The 15321-nt window shown below is 70.8% G+C and carries 11 protein-coding genes; 5 read left to right on the top strand and 6 right to left on the bottom strand.

The genetic code is table 11. The features are described 5' to 3' along the window. Position 1: 1 nt before the first annotated feature. The gene (locus OHS57_RS14810; RefSeq protein WP_328582244.1) at positions 2 to 1279 is read right to left on the bottom strand and encodes an LCP family protein; all 1278 of its coding nucleotides are present in this window, start codon (positions 1277 to 1279) and stop codon (positions 2 to 4) included. 118 nt (positions 1280 to 1397) lie between these two features. Between OHS57_RS14810 and OHS57_RS14805 the strand changes: the two genes are divergently transcribed. Further along, positions 1398 to 1964, top strand: a complete 567-nt coding sequence (locus tag OHS57_RS14805) for an acyl-CoA thioesterase (RefSeq protein ID WP_328582243.1) — start codon at positions 1398 to 1400, stop codon at positions 1962 to 1964. A gap of 9 nt (positions 1965 to 1973) precedes the next feature. Here the strand turns inward: OHS57_RS14805 and OHS57_RS14800 are convergent, their stop codons facing one another. Next, complete coding sequence (locus tag OHS57_RS14800) at positions 1974 to 3521, bottom strand: LCP family protein (RefSeq protein WP_443042892.1); 1548 nt, start codon at positions 3519 to 3521, stop codon at positions 1974 to 1976. A 153-nt stretch (positions 3522 to 3674) separates the two neighbouring features. Between OHS57_RS14800 and OHS57_RS14795 the strand changes: the two genes are divergently transcribed. Continuing rightward, positions 3675 to 4724, top strand: coding sequence for a glycosyltransferase family 2 protein (locus OHS57_RS14795; RefSeq protein WP_328582241.1), 1050 nt, complete (start codon positions 3675 to 3677; stop codon positions 4722 to 4724). A 95-nt stretch (positions 4725 to 4819) separates the two neighbouring features. Here OHS57_RS14795 and OHS57_RS14790 read toward each other — a convergent pair whose 3' ends face one another. The 4 genes from OHS57_RS14790 to OHS57_RS14775 form a co-directional block, all read right to left on the bottom strand. Continuing rightward, a complete protein-coding gene (locus tag OHS57_RS14790) occupies positions 4820 to 6505 on the bottom strand; it encodes an LCP family protein (RefSeq protein ID WP_328582240.1) in 1686 nt (561 codons plus the stop codon). A gap of 59 nt (positions 6506 to 6564) precedes the next feature. Then, on the bottom strand, positions 6565 to 8340 hold the full coding sequence (locus tag OHS57_RS14785; RefSeq protein ID WP_328582239.1) for an LCP family protein: 1776 nt from the start codon (positions 8338 to 8340) through the stop codon (positions 6565 to 6567). Positions 8341 to 8560: 220 nt separating this feature from the next. Then, positions 8561 to 10285 carry an LCP family glycopolymer transferase gene (locus OHS57_RS14780; protein ID WP_443042891.1) on the bottom strand — a complete coding sequence of 575 codons (1725 nt, stop codon included), beginning with the start codon at positions 10283 to 10285 and terminating at the stop codon, positions 8561 to 8563. Between the two features lie 158 nt (positions 10286 to 10443). Next, the gene (locus tag OHS57_RS14775) at positions 10444 to 11196 is read right to left on the bottom strand and encodes a TIGR03089 family protein (protein ID WP_328582237.1); all 753 of its coding nucleotides are present in this window, start codon (positions 11194 to 11196) and stop codon (positions 10444 to 10446) included. Positions 11197 to 11323: 127 nt separating this feature from the next. On the opposite strand from OHS57_RS14775, the gene OHS57_RS14770 reads away from it, so the two are divergent. The 3 genes from OHS57_RS14770 to OHS57_RS14760 all read left to right on the top strand — a co-directional run bounded on the left by OHS57_RS14770 (position 11324) and on the right by OHS57_RS14760 (position 15317). After that, on the top strand, positions 11324 to 12616 hold the full coding sequence (locus tag OHS57_RS14770) for a peptidoglycan recognition protein family protein (protein ID WP_328582236.1): 1293 nt from the start codon (positions 11324 to 11326) through the stop codon (positions 12614 to 12616). Between the two features lie 99 nt (positions 12617 to 12715). After that, positions 12716 to 13798, top strand: coding sequence for an NDP-sugar synthase (locus OHS57_RS14765; RefSeq protein ID WP_328582235.1), 1083 nt, complete (start codon positions 12716 to 12718; stop codon positions 13796 to 13798). 541 nt (positions 13799 to 14339) lie between these two features. Further along, positions 14340 to 15317 (top strand): DNA-3-methyladenine glycosylase family protein, encoded by a 978-nt coding sequence (locus OHS57_RS14760; protein ID WP_328582234.1) that lies wholly within the window; start codon positions 14340 to 14342, stop codon positions 15315 to 15317. Positions 15318 to 15321 lie beyond the last annotated feature (4 nt).

Genomic DNA, 15321 nt, shown 5'->3' with positions numbered 1-15321 from the left:
CCTAGTTGCCGGTGACGGTGACCTTCTCGTCCTTGTTGAGCTGGTCGACGAGCTGGGTCACCTTCGCCTTGTCCCAGACCAGGTTGCCGCCCGTGCTGCCCGAGATCGGCATGTTCATCGAGACGCCGTCCCCGCTGGTGACGCCCTTCATCGCGAAGAACATCTGGCCGAGCGACCAGAGCGACATGTCCTTGTCGACGATGACGGTGTCGAGGCCCGCGCTCATCGTCGGGTAGAGCTTGAACGGGTTCAGGATCGTGCCCGGCGTCGCCGTCTGCGAGGCCAGTGAGGCGAGGAACTTCTGCTGGTTCTTCGTGCGCTCCAGGTCGCTCGCCGCGAAGGCGTGCCTGGTGCGGACGAAGGCCAGGGCCTGCTGGCCGTTGAGGGTCTGCTTGCCGGCCTTGAAGTCGGCGCCGGAGTACTTGTCCTTGAACCCCTTCGGCAGGTTCATCTCGACCCCGCCGATCGCGTCCACGACATTGGCGAAGCCGGCGAAGCCGATCTCGACGTAGTGGTCGATCCGCAGGCCGGTGTTGGCCTCGACGGTACGGACGAGCAGCGTGGGCCCGTCGGTCGCGTAGGCGGCGTTGAGCTTCGTCTGCTTGCCGGTGTTCGGGAAGAGCTTGCCCGACTCCGAGCCGCGGAACGAGGGGACCGTCACGTTGGAGTCGCGGGGCAGCGAGATCAGCGTCGGCCCGTTCGACCCGTCGTGCAGGATCATCATCGAGTCGGTGCGCTTGCCCTCGGCGGAGCCGGTGTGGAGCTGCTTCTTCTCCTCGGCCGACATGCCCTCACGGCTGTCCGAACCGACGATCAGGTAGTTCGTGCCGTCGCCGCCGTCGGGCCGGTCGATGACCTTCGAGAGGTCGACCTCACGCCGGAGCTTGGAGTCGGCCCAGAAGTACGTACCGATGGAGACGGCCAGCACCACGACGACCAGCGCCAGCGCGCCGATCTTGATCCGCTTGCGCCAGTTCGGGGCCTGCCGGGGGCCGGGAGCGCCGCCGGGCGGCTGCTGGCCGCCGTGGCCGCCGCCGGGAGGGCCGCCGTAGACCTGGCCCGTGTTGTAGTCGCTGTTGTAGCCGGGACCCGAGCCGTAGTCGTCGTAGCCCTGGGACTGCGGGGGCACGCCGTACCCCTGCGGCTGCTGCTGGGGGACACCGCGCCGCTGCCGCTGCACGTGCGGCATCACCTGGGCACCCTCGGGCTGCGAACCCGCGCTGCCGCGCCCGTAGCGCTCGCCGCGCTCGTTACGGTCACCGGTCCATCCATCGCTCATGTGCTCCAGTGTGCCGGGCCCGGCGGGGCGCCATACTGCCGCGTAGGAAATAGGGGCGGGGCTGTTGCCAAGCTGATGCAATGCGCCGCTCCTGTGACCCCCGCATATGGTGGGGCACATGACAGATCAGGCCGACCGCCCGGACCGCCCGGAGACCGATATTCCGGGCAAGCCCACCTCCGCGTCCCGTACGACGCTGAGCCACATCATGACGGGCAGCGACACCAATCTGCTGGGTACGGTGCACGGCGGCGTGATCATGAAGCTGGTCGACGACGCCGCGGGCGCCGTGGCGGGACGGCACTCGGGCGGGCCCGCGGTGACGGCGTCCATGGACGAGATGGTCTTCCTCGAACCGGTGCGCGTCGGCGATCTCGTGCATGTGAAGGCACAGGTGAACTGGACGGGCCGGTCCTCGATGGAGGTCGGCGTACGGGTGCTGGCCGAGCGCTGGAACGAGTCGACCCCGGCCACCCAGGTCGGCAGCGCGTATCTGGTCTTCGCCGCCGTCGACGCCGAAGGCAAGCCGCGCCCGGTGCCGCCGGTGCTGCCGCAGACCGAACGTGACAAGCGGCGCTACCAGGAGGCGCAGATCCGGCGTACGCACCGGCTCGCCCGGCGCCGCGCGATCAAGGAGCTGCGGGAGAGCCGCGCGCCCGAGGCCGGCCCGGAGCACGGCGCGTAGCGGACCGTTCTACGGGCAGACCACCTGGTCGCCCGTCATCGTGCCGAACGTGCCCTCGGGGGCCTCCTCCACCCGTACCGGCCGCACCGCCTTGAAGTCGCTCCCCGCCATCACCTTGAGCGTCGCGCCCTGCCGCTTCACCGCGCGCAGCACACTGCCGGGCAGCGCGGCGGCCAGCGACCTCGCCGACCGGTCCCAGCGCGGGTCGTACATGACGATCGTGCGCTTCACCTTCAGCTGCGCGGCCGTCAGCGGGGCCCGGGTGGTGCGGAACCCGGTGGCGTGCAGCGCGTCGTCGACCTGCTTGCCGAGCCCGTCGGTCGGCGTCCCGTTGTAGACCTGCACCCGGATCTGCTGCGGCCTCACATCGACCAGCGTCCCCTTGGGCGCCTTCGCGGGAGCGGCGGGCGCCGCGGGCGCGCCAGGCGCCGCCGGGGCCGCCTTGCGCGGCGGCGCCAGCGGCTTGTCCGCGCGCAGCGCCTGGAACAGCTTCTTCGACTTGACCGGGTCCCACTTCAGCGTCGACCCGACACCCTTGATCGCGATCCCCGACCCGCTCAGCGGCACGGACGTGAACTCCGACGACGACGGCGAGAAGCCGTGCATCGCCTCGTTGAGCGCGAGCAACTGCTGCGCGCCGAAGCCCGCGTCGGCCCTGACCGAGCTGAGCATCGCCGAGGTGACGGCGCGGAACTTCACCGGGTTCAGCAGCACACCACTGCTGGTTGCCTGGTTGATCAGGGCCGCGATGAAGCGCTGCTGGCGCTGCATCCTGCCCAGGTCGGACGTCGCGTCGACGTGCCGGGCGCGTACGTACTGCAGCGCCTGGCCGCCGTCCAGCTTGTGCGTGCCCGCCGTCAGGTTCAGCCCGGTGTACGAGTCCTTCAGCGGGCGCGGGGTGCAGATCTGCACCCCGCCGAGCGCGTCGACCGTCTTCATGAAGCTGGTGAAGTCGACCTCCAGGTAGTGGCTGATCTTCACCCCCGTCATGTGCTCGACCGTGCGCACCGTCAGATTGGGCCCGCCCTCCGCGTACGCCGCGTTCAGCTTCACCGGATGCGGCTTGTGGTGCTGCCCCGTCGTCTGGTCGACATGGGCGGGCAGTTCGGCGTAGCTGTCGCGCGGCAGGCTCACGACGCTGGCCCGCTTACCGTCCTCCGAGAGATGCACCAGCATGATCGTGTCGGTGCAGTGGCAGGGTGCGCCGCCGAGCTTGTACTTCGCCTTCTCGGCCTTGGTGATCTTGTCGCGGCCGTCGGTGCCGACGAGCAGCAGATTCATGCCGTGACCCGCGCCCGGCCGGTTCTTCATGTCCTTGAACGGGTCGACCCGGTCGATGCCGGTGTCCAGGCTGGTGACCACGGCGTGCCCGATACCGCCGGCGCCCAGGACCAGGACCGAGAAGGTCGTCGCCATCCGCATGCCCCAGCGCGGCCGTCCGTCCCGTCTCCCGGCGCCCCGGCCCCCGGCACGCGGCCGTGGCCGGGTGGCGATCCCGGCGGGACGGGGGGATCGAGAGGAGCGGGAGGAGCGGGAGGAGCGGGGCGACGTGGGCACTGGGGCACCTCCGCGGTGACAGGGAATGGTCGAAACCGTAGGCCCATACGATCAGCGGCACCCTGCTACGACCGGGCGGCGCGCGTCGCTGTCCCCCGTTCGCGGTAACGTTGCGCCGATAATCCCGCCTCCTGAAGGACTCCGAAGGAACACATGCCTGCCCTGTCGCCCCCGGTTTCCGTGATCATGCCGGTGCTCAACGAGGAACGCCATCTGAGGAACTCCGTCCGGCACATCCTGGAGCAGGAGTACGACGGCGAGTTGGAGGTGGTGATCGCCCTCGGCCCGTCCACGGACCGTACGGACGAGATCGCCGCCGAGCTGGTGCGGGAGACCGCGGCCGACCCGCGCGCCCGCGTCCACACCGTCCCCAATCCCACCGGCCGCACACCGGCGGCGCTGAACGCGGCGATCAAGGCGTCGAGCCACCCCGTGGTCGTACGGGTCGACGGCCACGGCATGCTGTCGCAGAACTACATCGCGACCGCCGTCAGGCTGCTGGCCGAGACCGGCGCGGACAACGTCGGCGGCATCATGCACGCCGAGGGCGAGAACGCCTGGGAGGAAGCGGTCGCGGCCGCCATGACCTCGAAGATCGGCGTCGGCAACGCGGCCTTCCACACCGGCGGCCAGGCGGGCCCGGCCGAGACCGTGTACCTCGGGGTGTTCAAGCGCGACGCGCTGGAGCGGCAGGGCGGCTACAACGAGGAGTTCATCCGCGCCCAGGACTGGGAGCTGAACTTCCGGATCCGCGAGGCGGGCGGCGCGATCTGGTTCTCGCCCGAGCTGCGGGTGCAGTACCGGCCGCGGCCCTCCATACGGGCGCTCGCCAAGCAGTACAAGGACTACGGACGCTGGCGCCATGTGGTCGCCCGCTACCACTCGGGCTCGATCAACCTGCGCTACCTCGCGCCGCCGGTCGCCGTCTGCGCGATCGCCGCGGGCATCGTCGTGGGCGCCGTGGTGACCCCCTGGGCGCTGCTCGTGCCCGGCGGCTACCTCGCGGCGATCGTCGCCGGGTCGGTCCCCGCGGGCAAGGGTCTGTCGCTCAAGGCGCGGCTGCGGATCCCGGTCGCGCTCGCCACGATGCACATGACGTGGGGCTACGGCTTCCTGACCAGTCCGCGCTCACTGGCCAAGCGGGTCATCGCGAGCCGCAGGCCGGCCGTACGGCGGGTCGACGAGGCGCAGCAGGACGCGTAGCCGGCTGACGCCCGTACACGACGTAAGAGCGCCGCCTGACGGATCCTCATCCGTCAGGCGGCGCTCTGCTGTACGCCTTGGTGCGGGGCGATCCGCTACCAGCGGTACGGCGCGTAGACGTCCATGCACGCGTCCTTCTTGTCGCCGTTGATGGCGTTCGCCGTGTCGGGGATGTCGCCCGCCTTCGGCACGTCCTTCTTCGGGTACACGCCGCCTTCGCGCCAGTCGGCGCCCACGACCACCGTGATCTCCGAGACGTCGGCGGACTTCTTCACCGCGCTCACCGGGATACCGACGGCCTTCGCGACCGCCTGGGCGTCGCCCTCCAGAGCCGCGCGCGGATAGGTGACCGTCGTCTCCGGCTGCGGGCTCTGCCGCTGGTCGGCCTCGGCCTTGTCGTACCCCTTCTCGCCCAGCAGCCCCGCGACGGCGCCCGCCCGCCCCGACACCGGAGCCTGGTCGCCGCCGGTGCCGTTGAGCACCTTCACCGACGTCTCACCGGGCGCAGCGGCCGGGTCCTTGGAGACCTTCGTCGACGGCTTCTTGTCGTCCTTGCCGCCGTTCTTGTCGAAGGCGACGTCGTCGCGCAGGAGCGACAGCAGCTTGTCGGCGTCGGGGGTGTTGATGACCAGATGGTTGATGTTCGTCGGGTCCTGCAGCGTCGGGAGCGTCGTCATCGTCATACGGTTCGTCGGCACCGACTTGAGCTGCATGCCCAGGTCGAAGAGCTTCTTGACCGTGCCGATCTCCTTCGACACCTCCAGCGACTTCGTCGCCGCCTCGGCGAGCCCGGTCAGCCTGCCGGTGTCGGTGAAGACGTTCTGTTCCTTCAGCGTGCGGATCATCGAGTTGAGGTACATGTGCTGGGCCTCGGCGCGGCCCAGGTCGCTGCCGAAGGCGTGCCGGGTACGCAGCCACTGGAGGGCCTGCTTGCCCTTGACCGCGTGCGTGCCCGCCGTCAGCTTCAGCCCTGAGCCGCCGTGCGCCGCGGGCGTCGAGCGGTCCCAGATGTTCTGCTTGACGCAGACGTCGACACCGCCGATCGCGTCGGCCATCGACACCACACCGGAGAAGTCGATCGTCATCCAGTGGTCGATGTAGACGCCGGTCAGCTTCTCCCACGTACTGAGCGTGCAGCCGGGGCCGCCACGGCCCAGCGACTCGTTGATGATCCCGTTGGTTTTGGGGTACGTCTCGCCGGTCTTCGCGTCCTTGCACTCCGGTATGTCGACCCGGGTGTCGCGCGGTATGGAGAGCATCGACGCGTTCTTACGGTCGGCCGACACGTGCAGCAGCATCTGGACGTCGGCGAGCGGCTTGTTGCCCACCTCGTTCTTGCCGCCGCCGAGCTTGACGTTCTCCGGCTTGTTACGGCTGTCGGAGCCGATCAGCAGGATGTTCAGCGGGGTCTGGCCCGCCCCGTTGGCCTTGGGCTTCAGACCGCTGTCGGAGCCCGCGCGGGCGTCGCTGCGGATGTTGCCGTTGAGATGGCGGTAGTACAGATAGCCGGCGCCGGCGGTCCCGAGGATCAGGAACGCCAGTCCTGCGGCGGTCCAGCGCAGCGCGCGGCGCCACCCGCCGGGGCGGGTGCGCTTGCGCGGAGGACCGTGCCTGCGGCCGCTGCCGCCATGACCTGACTTGTGACCGTTCCTGCCCCGGCCGGCCCCCGCGCCGTCCGGACCGCCGCCGTCCCCCTCGTACAGGCTGTCGTCCCAGCCGAGTTCACGGGCGTGCGGGACGCGTGATCGCGTCCCCTCCCGGTGCGCACTGCTCTGACCCACCCTGATCCCCCTTGCTCAGGTCGTCGCGCGCACGGGTCGACACCGCTGATGCTCCGGTGTCACTTCGCGCAGACCTGCTTGTCGGCTTCCACCTTCTGCACACCGTCCGGCACCTTTGCCGGTCCGGTGATGGGCACCCCCGCGCCCTTGAAGTCCTTGCCCAGTGTCAGTGTCATCGCTTCGAGTCCCACCGCGTCCTCGGTCCCCTGCTTCAGCGATGTCGCGGGCAGTCCCATCCAGGACGCCACCGTACGGGCCATGTCGGCCTGGTTCGGGGCGTATTCCAGGGTCGTCTTGGCCACGTTCGCGGGCGCGTTGCCCTTGTTGGTGGTCTTCGGCGCACCCTTGTCGTTCTGCAGCCAGGAAAGGGTCTCCTGGGCCGAGCCCTGCGGACCGCCGCCGTTGTACACGTCGACCCGTACGTCGGCCGCCGGTGCCTTCGGTCCCTTCAGCGCCTTTGCCTGCTGGGACTTCTTGGCGGCCGCTTCCTTCTTCACCTCGGTGAGCGAGGTGTCGCTCTGCAGCATCGAGAACAGCGGGTCGGCCTGCGTCTTGTTGATGACGACCGTGGCGTGCACGATCTCGTTCGGATTGTCGAGCACGGGCAGCGTGATGAACGAGATGTTCTTCGGGTCGATGCCCTTGAGCTGCGTCGCGAGCGATGTGAGCTTGGTGATGGAGCCGATGCCCGAGTCGACGGCGAGCGCCTTCGTCGCCGCCTCGGCGAGCTTGAACATCTTGCTGGGACTGGTCAGCGTCCCCTTGGACTGGATCTTGCGCGCCAGAGATGCCATGAACTGCTGCTGGACCTTGATCCGGTCGAGGTCGCCCTGGTTGCCGAAGCTGTGCCGGGTACGGACGAAGGCCAGCGCCTGCTCGCCCTGCACGTTGGCCTCGCCCGCCGGCAGCTTGAGGTGCGAGTCCGGGTCGTCCACGGGGTGGGCGAGACAGATGTCCACGCCGCCCACGGCCGTCGTCAGCGACTTGACGGCGTTGAAGTCGGCCATCATGAAGTGGTCGACCTTCAGTCCGGTGATCTCCTGGACGGTCTTCATCGTGCAGCCGGGGTCGCGGCCGTCCTGGCCGAGGCTGGTGTTGAACCGCTGCTGCTCGGTGCCCGGGATGATTTTGGTGCTGCCGTCGGGCTGCTTGGTCTCGCAGTCCGGGATGTCGGTGATCAGGTCACGGGGGATGGAGAGCGCCGTCGCGTTCGTCCGGTCCTTGGAGACGTGCAGCAGGAAGTTGGTGTCGGCGTGGCCGACGCTGCCCTTGTCGCCGTAGCCCTCGTTGCCCTTACCGGTGCGCTTGTCCGTACCGATGATCAGGATGTTTATGGGCTTGTCGGCGGTGACGGGTTTGTCGCTCGTGCCGACGTCGTACGACGTGATGTTGTTGTTCAGGTGCTGGTAGTACGCGTAACCGCCGACCGAACCGGCGACGAGCAGGAACGCCAGCGTGCCGCCCGTCCACAGCAGGGCCTTCTTCTTGCCCGACTTCTTCTGCTTGCGCTTCCGCCGGCCCTGGGCGGTCGCCTCGGCGGCCTGGCCCTTCCGGCGGCTGGCACGCGGCCCGGGTACGTCGGAACGTCCCGACCGGGAGGCCGAGCGGGACTCCGAGCGTGATTCGGACCGGGAGCCGGGGCGGGCGTCCTGGCGGGAGGCCGGCCTGTCGGGGTCGGCTCTGCGCGAGGAGTCGCGCGGCTTCGCCGGACCGGGCGTGGACGACTGCCCTGCGGAGTTGTCCAGTCGCAGTTCGTAGTTGCCCGTCTGCGGGTTGAGTACCCACTGGTCGGCGGGATCCATGTCGTCCGCCTGCCCACGGTTTTGCGCATCCACGGTTGCTTGAATCCTCCGTCGGTGCCACGCGAAGCGCCTCCCCCAAGACGCTCGGTCATTCGATCCGGCCGTACGTGACCTCTCGGCCTGAAGTACCGGATCGCGACACACTATCTGTCCAGTTCAGCGACGGGCGACGTCGCCGGGGAATCTGTCCTCCCTTACAAGTGGGCAATCCACCCAATCCTCATGGACTGCCACGCTTCCCTTGGCCATTGCTTTACTCGCACATCCCGGCTGCGGCATTCGAGCCGGTGAATGTGGGGGTCGGTGCCGGACTTCCGCTCGGACTTCCGTCGGGGCTCCCCGTCGGGCTTCCGGTGGGGCCGGGCGAATTCGTGCTGGCAGAGGCCCTGTCGCCGGGATCTCCTGCCGAGGGGCTGTCCGAAGGACCGTCCGACTTCTCGTCCCCCGACGTCACCGAGACCGGCAGGTCGTCCCGCAGCTGCTTGAAGAGCTTGTCCGCCTCGGGCTGGACGAGTTCGTCACGATTCCGGTCCTGCGAGTACGGCTGCCGGGGCACTGTGAGGAATTGCACTTGCTCCGTCGGCACACTGCGCATGGAACGCACCAGGTTGTACAGATCCTTCAGGCTGGCGAGCCCCGGATCGGTCGTGATCGACTTCGTCGCCGCGTCCAGCACCGGGTAGAGCCGGGTCGGATTCAGCAGCACACCGTTGCTCTGCACCTTCTTGAAAAGGGCCCCGAGGAAACGTTGCTGCCGGTCCATGCGCTGGGTGTCGCTGCCGTCGCCGATGCCGTGCCGCGCCCGTACGAAGCCGAGCGCCTGCTCGCCGTTGAGGGTCTGCTGCCCGGCCGGCAGCTTCAGCTGGGCGTCCGTGTCGTCCACCGGGTCCTTGAGGCAGACCTCGACGCCGCCGACGGCGTCCACCATGCCCTTGAAACCGTGGAAGTCGATGACCATCTGGTGGTCTATCCGCACGCCGGTGAGCTTCTCGACCGTGCGGATGGTGCAGGCGGTGCCGCCGAACTCGTACGCCCAGTTGAACTGCGCGAACTGCGCCCTGGTGCGGGAGCCGTCCGGCTTGCCGCAGGCGGGGATGTCCACCATGAGGTCACGGGGCAGGGAGACGGCCGTCGCGCTTTTCCGGTCGGCGGCCAGATGCAGCAGGATCGTGGTGTCCGAGCGGGACGAGCCGCCGTCGTCGCGGCCGTACTTCCCGTTGTCGCCCGCGCGGCTGTCGGAGCCTATGAGCAATATGTTCAGGGCGTCGAGCGCGACGGGCTTGGGGCGGTCCTTCTCGTACGTCTGCAACTCGGCGGCGGCCTTGGTGTCCGTCGTGATGTTGCCGTCGAGCTTGTTGTAGAGCCACCAGCCGGTACCGGCGGCGGCGAGGACCACCACGGAGGTGCCGAGCGCGGCCCAACGCATCCAGCGGCGGCGGGGGTTGGCGGGGCCGGCGGGGGTCGGCGGTGTGTCGGTGTGACCGCCGCCGGGGCTGCCGGGGCCGCCGGCGGTGGCGGCGGTCGAGGTCGTGGCTGCGGCTACGTTCTCGGCGTCGGCGTCGGCGTCGGCTGGGCTTTCGGTGGCTGCGTCTCCGTCGGCCGGGGCGTCTGCCGCCTTGCCGTCGGTGGCCGGGCTGTCGTCGTCGTCGGGCGTGACGGCCGCACCGTCTTCGTCAGAGTCTTCGGCGGTCTCGGCGGTCTCGGCGGTCTCGGCGGTCTCGCCGTCCGTGGCCGGGGTCTCGACGCCCTTGCCGTCTTCGCTGTCTGCCGCGGCAGGGCTTTCGGCGGCCGAGGTGTCCGCGCCCTCGGCCTTGCCGTCTTCGGTGGATTCGCCGTCCCCGGCCTCGCCGGAGGCGGGAGCGCCCGAACGGGCATCGTCCGAGGTGGCACCGTTGTCATCCGCCCCGGGCGCGTCCGTCTGCGACTCGACGTCGGCCGGGGTCTCCGGCCGGGCGGGCGTGCCGGCACTGTCGCTCACGTCTGCGTCCATCCTTCAATGCGTCGGTGGCGCGCTGGGCCGCCGGTTGCTGGGGTAGACGGTCGAATCCCGCGCTTGGTTGTGCGGCTGACCACACGTATCTCTCAGGCGGACCTTCGTGTTGCCCCACCGCGCACCGGCAAACCCTGCGGTGCACGTCACAGCGCGCGATGGGTGACCCGCTCGCTCTCGACCCGCTTCTCCAGGCCCTCGGCGCCCAGTTCGGCGACGTTGCGGCAGAGCACGACGGAGGCTCCGGCGGCGAGCGGGGCGAACAGTCCGGCCGACAGTCCTTCCCAGGTGTCGTACGAGAGCCCCGACAGCAGCCGTGAGCCGGCTGTCAGGCCGAGCGCTTCGGCGTCGGCGCGGGCCTGTTCGACCAGTCCGGCCGCGGTGAGTTCCCCGCCGGCGACGACGAGCGCGACGCCGGCCGGGTCCACCGGCGCGAACGGCGCGAAGCGGTCGCCCTGGGACGGGACCTCGACCGCGTAGTCCACGAACCCCTCGGGGGGCTGCGGGAACCGGCCGCCGAGCGGGCGCAGGGCGAGCGCCACCCGCTCGCCGCGGCAGGCGCGGGCCGCGTCCAGCGAGTCGGGGCCGGTGACGACGAGGTCGGCGTCGGCCGGATCGCCGCCGATCTCGACGGCCACCCCGACGGACGAACAGGCGAGCAGCCAGACGGCGCTCTGCCAGTGCGCCGGGAGCAGCAGCGCGAGCCGGTCGCCCGGCCCGGCGGCGAGATCGCCTTGCAGCAGATTGGCGGTCTTGGACACCCAATTGGCCAGCGTGACGGCGGACAATTCGACGCGTTCACCGGTGGCGTCGTCGTAGAAGGTGACCAAGGGGCGGGCCGGGTCCGTGGCGAGAGCGGATCGCAGCAGGTCGGCAGGGGTACGGTCGCTGGCGTTCACCCGGGAAAGGGTACGCCGCGCGCGGGCGGCCCCACCGCCGTACCGGTGACGGCATACACCGGTTGGACCGACGGACCGTCAATTTTCCGGGCGGCGGCGACGGCGGGAGGCCCCCAAGATCATTCACATGCGTGCCTACCTTGCAACCCCGCTCGGCGTCGCCTGCACCGCCGCCCTGGTCCTGCCCCTCTCGATGACGCCCGGCTCCGCCACAGCCGCGTCCGCGCCCGCCGCCACCACGAAGGCTGCGGAGGCTGCGATCCCCGGCTCGACACGGTCGCTGCCGCTGCGCCCGCTCGGCGGCGCCCGCTCGCTGGCGACGGCCTCCGAGCAGGGGCTCGCCCGCGACAACGTCAAGCCGTTCTCGCTGGTCGGTGTGGTCTGGGACGACGCGGACGCACCGCTCAACGGCACGGTCCAGATCCGCACCCGGGCGGCCGGGACGCAGCGCTGGTCCGCCTGGCAGGACCTGGAGACGCACAACCAGGAACACGGTGCCGACGTCGGCACACCGGAGCGCGGCGCACCCGACGTGCACGGCTCGACGGCGCCGCTCTGGGTCGGCGACTCCGACGGCGTCCAGATCCGGGTACTGGCCGAGGAGGAGCCGCGGGCGGAGGGCCCCGACGGCACGATCGGCGCGCACACCGTGCTGCCGCAGGGGCTGCGCCTGGAACTCGTCGACCCGGGCAAGGAGCCCGCCCCCGAGGAGAACGCGGGTCCCGGCGTGACCGAACTGCCCGCGCTGACCAAGGCGCAGACGGAGGCCGACGCGAAGGTGTCGGGTGACGCGCCGTCCGACGTCGTCAGGCCGTACCTGGGCCCGCGGCCGCGCATCGTCACCCGCAAGGGGTGGGGCGCGGACGAGACGCTGCGCGAGAAGGGCGCGGGCTACACGGGCCCGGTGAAGGTGGCCTTCGTGCACCACAGCGCGACCGGCGACAACTACACCTGCGAAGAGGCGCCGACGGTGCTGCGCAGCATCTACCGCTACCACGTGAAGAGCAGCGGGTGGCGGGACATCGGCTACAACTTCGCCGTCGACAAGTGCGGAACCATCTACGAGGGCCGGTCGGGCGGGGTGGCCAAGGCGGTCATGGGCGCGCACACGCTGGGCTTCAACAGCGACAGCACGGGCATCGCGGTCCTCGGCTCGTACGACACGACGGCGCCGCCCGCCGCCGTCACGACCGCCCTGGCCAAGCTCACCGCCTGGAAGCTCGGACTGTACGGAGGCAACCCTGAGGGGGAGGTGACCGTCACTTCCCAGGGCGGCGGCAAGTACGCGAAGGGGAAGCAGGTCAGCCTCAACACCCTCTCGGGCCACCGGGACGGGTTCATCACCGAATGCCCGGGGACCCAGCTCTACAAGAAGCTCGGCGAGATCAGGAAGCTGGCGGCGGCCGACCAGGGTCGCTGATTGTGCGAATGTACGGCTGTACGGATATGTGAAGGCGGCTGCGCGCACGCACCGCCCCGGCCTCGGTCCCGGCCCCGGCAGGAAGCAGAGAGACGACACGTGACAGAAGCGATCCTCCTGGTCGGCGGCAAGGGCACCCGGCTGCGGCCGCTCACGGTGCGCACCCCCAAACCGATGCTGCCGGCGGCGGGCGTGCCGTTCCTCACGCACCAGCTGGCGCGGGCGCGCGCGGCCGGCGTCGAACACATCGTCCTCGCGACGTCGTACCTGGCGGAGGTGTTCGAACCGTACTTCGGTGACGGCTCGGCGCTCGGACTGAGCCTGGAGTACGTCACCGAGCGCGAGCCGCTCGGTACGGGAGGCGCGATACGCAACGTCGCCTCCCGGCTGACGTCGGGCCCCGACGAACCGGTCCTGATCTTCAACGGGGACATCCTGACCGGCCTCGACATCGGCGCGCTGGTCCGTACCCACGCGACGTCCGGCGCGGATGTCTCGCTGCACCTGACCCGGGTCGAGGACCCGCGCGCCTTCGGTCTGGTGCCGACGGACGCGGCGGGCCGGGTGACGGCGTTCCTGGAGAAGCCCCAGACGCCGGAGGAGATCGTCACCGACCAGATCAACGCGGGCGCTTACGTGTTCCGCCGCTCGGTGATCGACGCGATCCCGGCGGGCCGGCCGGTCTCGGTGGAACGCGAGACGTTCCCCGACCTGCTGGCGGCGGGCGCGCATCTGCAGGGCATGGTCGACTCCACGTACTGGCTGGACCTGGGCACCCCCCAGGCCTTCGTGCAGGGCTCGGCCGACCTGGTCCTGGGCCGCGCCCCGTCCCCCGCGGTCCCGGGCCGCTGCGGCGACCGCCTGATCCTCCCGACGGCGTCGGTGGCCCCGGACGCGAAACTGACGGGCGGCACGGTGGTGGGCGAGGGAGCCCACATCGGCGCGGGCGCCCGCATCACGGGCAGCACGATCCTGGACAACGCGGTGGTCGAACCGGGCGCGGTCGTCACCGACTCCCTGATCGGCGCGGCGTCGTACGTGGGGGCGCGGACGGTGCTGTCGGGGGTGGTGGTCGGCGACGGCGCGCGTGTGGGTGCGGACAACGAACTGAGGGAGGGAGCCCGCGTCTGGTGCGACGCGAACCTCCCTGCGGCGTCGATCCGCTTCTCGTCGGACGAGTAGCGGCCGCGGGGTGGGGCGGTGGGCTTGGGCCCGTTGTCTTCCCCCACCCCGCCCCTTCCCGAAACCGGGGCCGGCCCCGGACCCCGCGGGCGCGAACTTCGCCGGGGTGCGGCTCCGTCGAGCCGGTCAACGGACAGGCCAGGGCGGGTTCTCGCGGGCTGGTGCGTGCGTTCGCGCGGCGAAGCTCGCGCACGCGGCTGCCGCTTCGGCGGTTCGCCGCTGGTGGCGGCTTGCCTGACCCGGGCCGGGTCGGCTGTTGTTCGGCTCCGGCAAGCCGAGCCTTGGGCCGGTGGCAGACCGGCCGCGGCCGGTCTCGCCGGCCGTTACGCCGTTGGCGCGGCGAAGCTCGCGCCTCGGGGTCCGGGGCGGAGCCCCGGTTTCGGGAAGGGGCGGGGGGAAAGCCAACCGCGCCCCGGGCGGCTCCCCGGCCGTGGGGTCCGGGGCTCGCCCCGGTTTCGGGAAGGGGCGGGGTGGGGGAGAAGCCCGCCCGCACACGAACCCGTAACCTCTTCCGTGACCCCGACCCCCGAGGACCCCGCCCGTGGCAGGCCGCTTCGCTCCCCGTCCCCGTAACCACCCCACCGCCCTCACCGCCTCCACCACCCCCGGCGCGCAGCGCGTGTGGGTGCCGCCCGTCGGGCCCTACGACCTTGGGCTCGTGCTCGGGCCGTTGCGGCGCGGGCCCGGGGACCCGACGTTTCGGGCCGAGGCCGACGGGGCCGTGTGGCGGGCCGTCAGGACGCCCGACGGGCCCGGCACGCTGCGGGTGCGGGCCGTCGCCCGCGTCGGCGGCGTGGAGGCCGAGGCCTGGGGGCCCGGGGCCGAGTGGCTGCTGGAGCAGCTGCCCGAGCTGCTCGGCGCCGCCGACGCGCCCGACGCCTTCACCCCGCGCCACCGCGTCGTCCTCGACACACTGCGCCGCCGCCCAGGACTACGGCTGTGCCGCACAGGCCTCGTCATGGAATCGCTGATTCCGTCGATCCTGGAGCAGAAGGTCACCACCATCGAGGCGTACCGCGCCTGGCGCACACTCGTGCGCAAGTACGGCGAGCCCGCCCCAGGACCCGCCGTCGGGATGTACGTCATGCCCGACGCCAGGACCTGGGCGCTCATCCCGTCGTGGGAGTGGCACAAGGCCAACGTCGACGCCAAGCGCTCCTCGACCGTCTTGCGCGCCGTACGGGTCGCCCGCCGGCTGGAGGAGGCCGCCGCCATGGAGCCCGAACAGGCCCTGGCGCGGCTCCAGTTGGTGCAGGGCATCGGCCCCTGGACCGCCGCGGAGGTGATCCAGCGCTCGAACGGCGCCCCCGACGCCGTCACCGTCGGCGATCTCCATCTGCCCGGCATCATCGGCCACGTGCTCGGCGGCGACCGCGACGCCGACGACGCCCTGATGCTCGAACTCCTCGCGCCCTACGCCGGGCAGCGCCACCGCGCCGCCCGGCTCATCATGCTCAGCGGCCGTTCGCCGAAGCGCCGCGCCCCCCGCATGCCCGTCGGGAACATCGCCCACCTCTAGGTCG

This window comes from Streptomyces sp. NBC_00370 (assembly GCF_036084755.1).
Classification (GTDB): Bacteria; Actinomycetota; Actinomycetes; order Streptomycetales; family Streptomycetaceae; genus Streptomyces.
The sequence above is the reverse complement of the archived record's forward strand: the minus strand, read 5'-3'. Positions and strand labels throughout refer to the sequence as shown.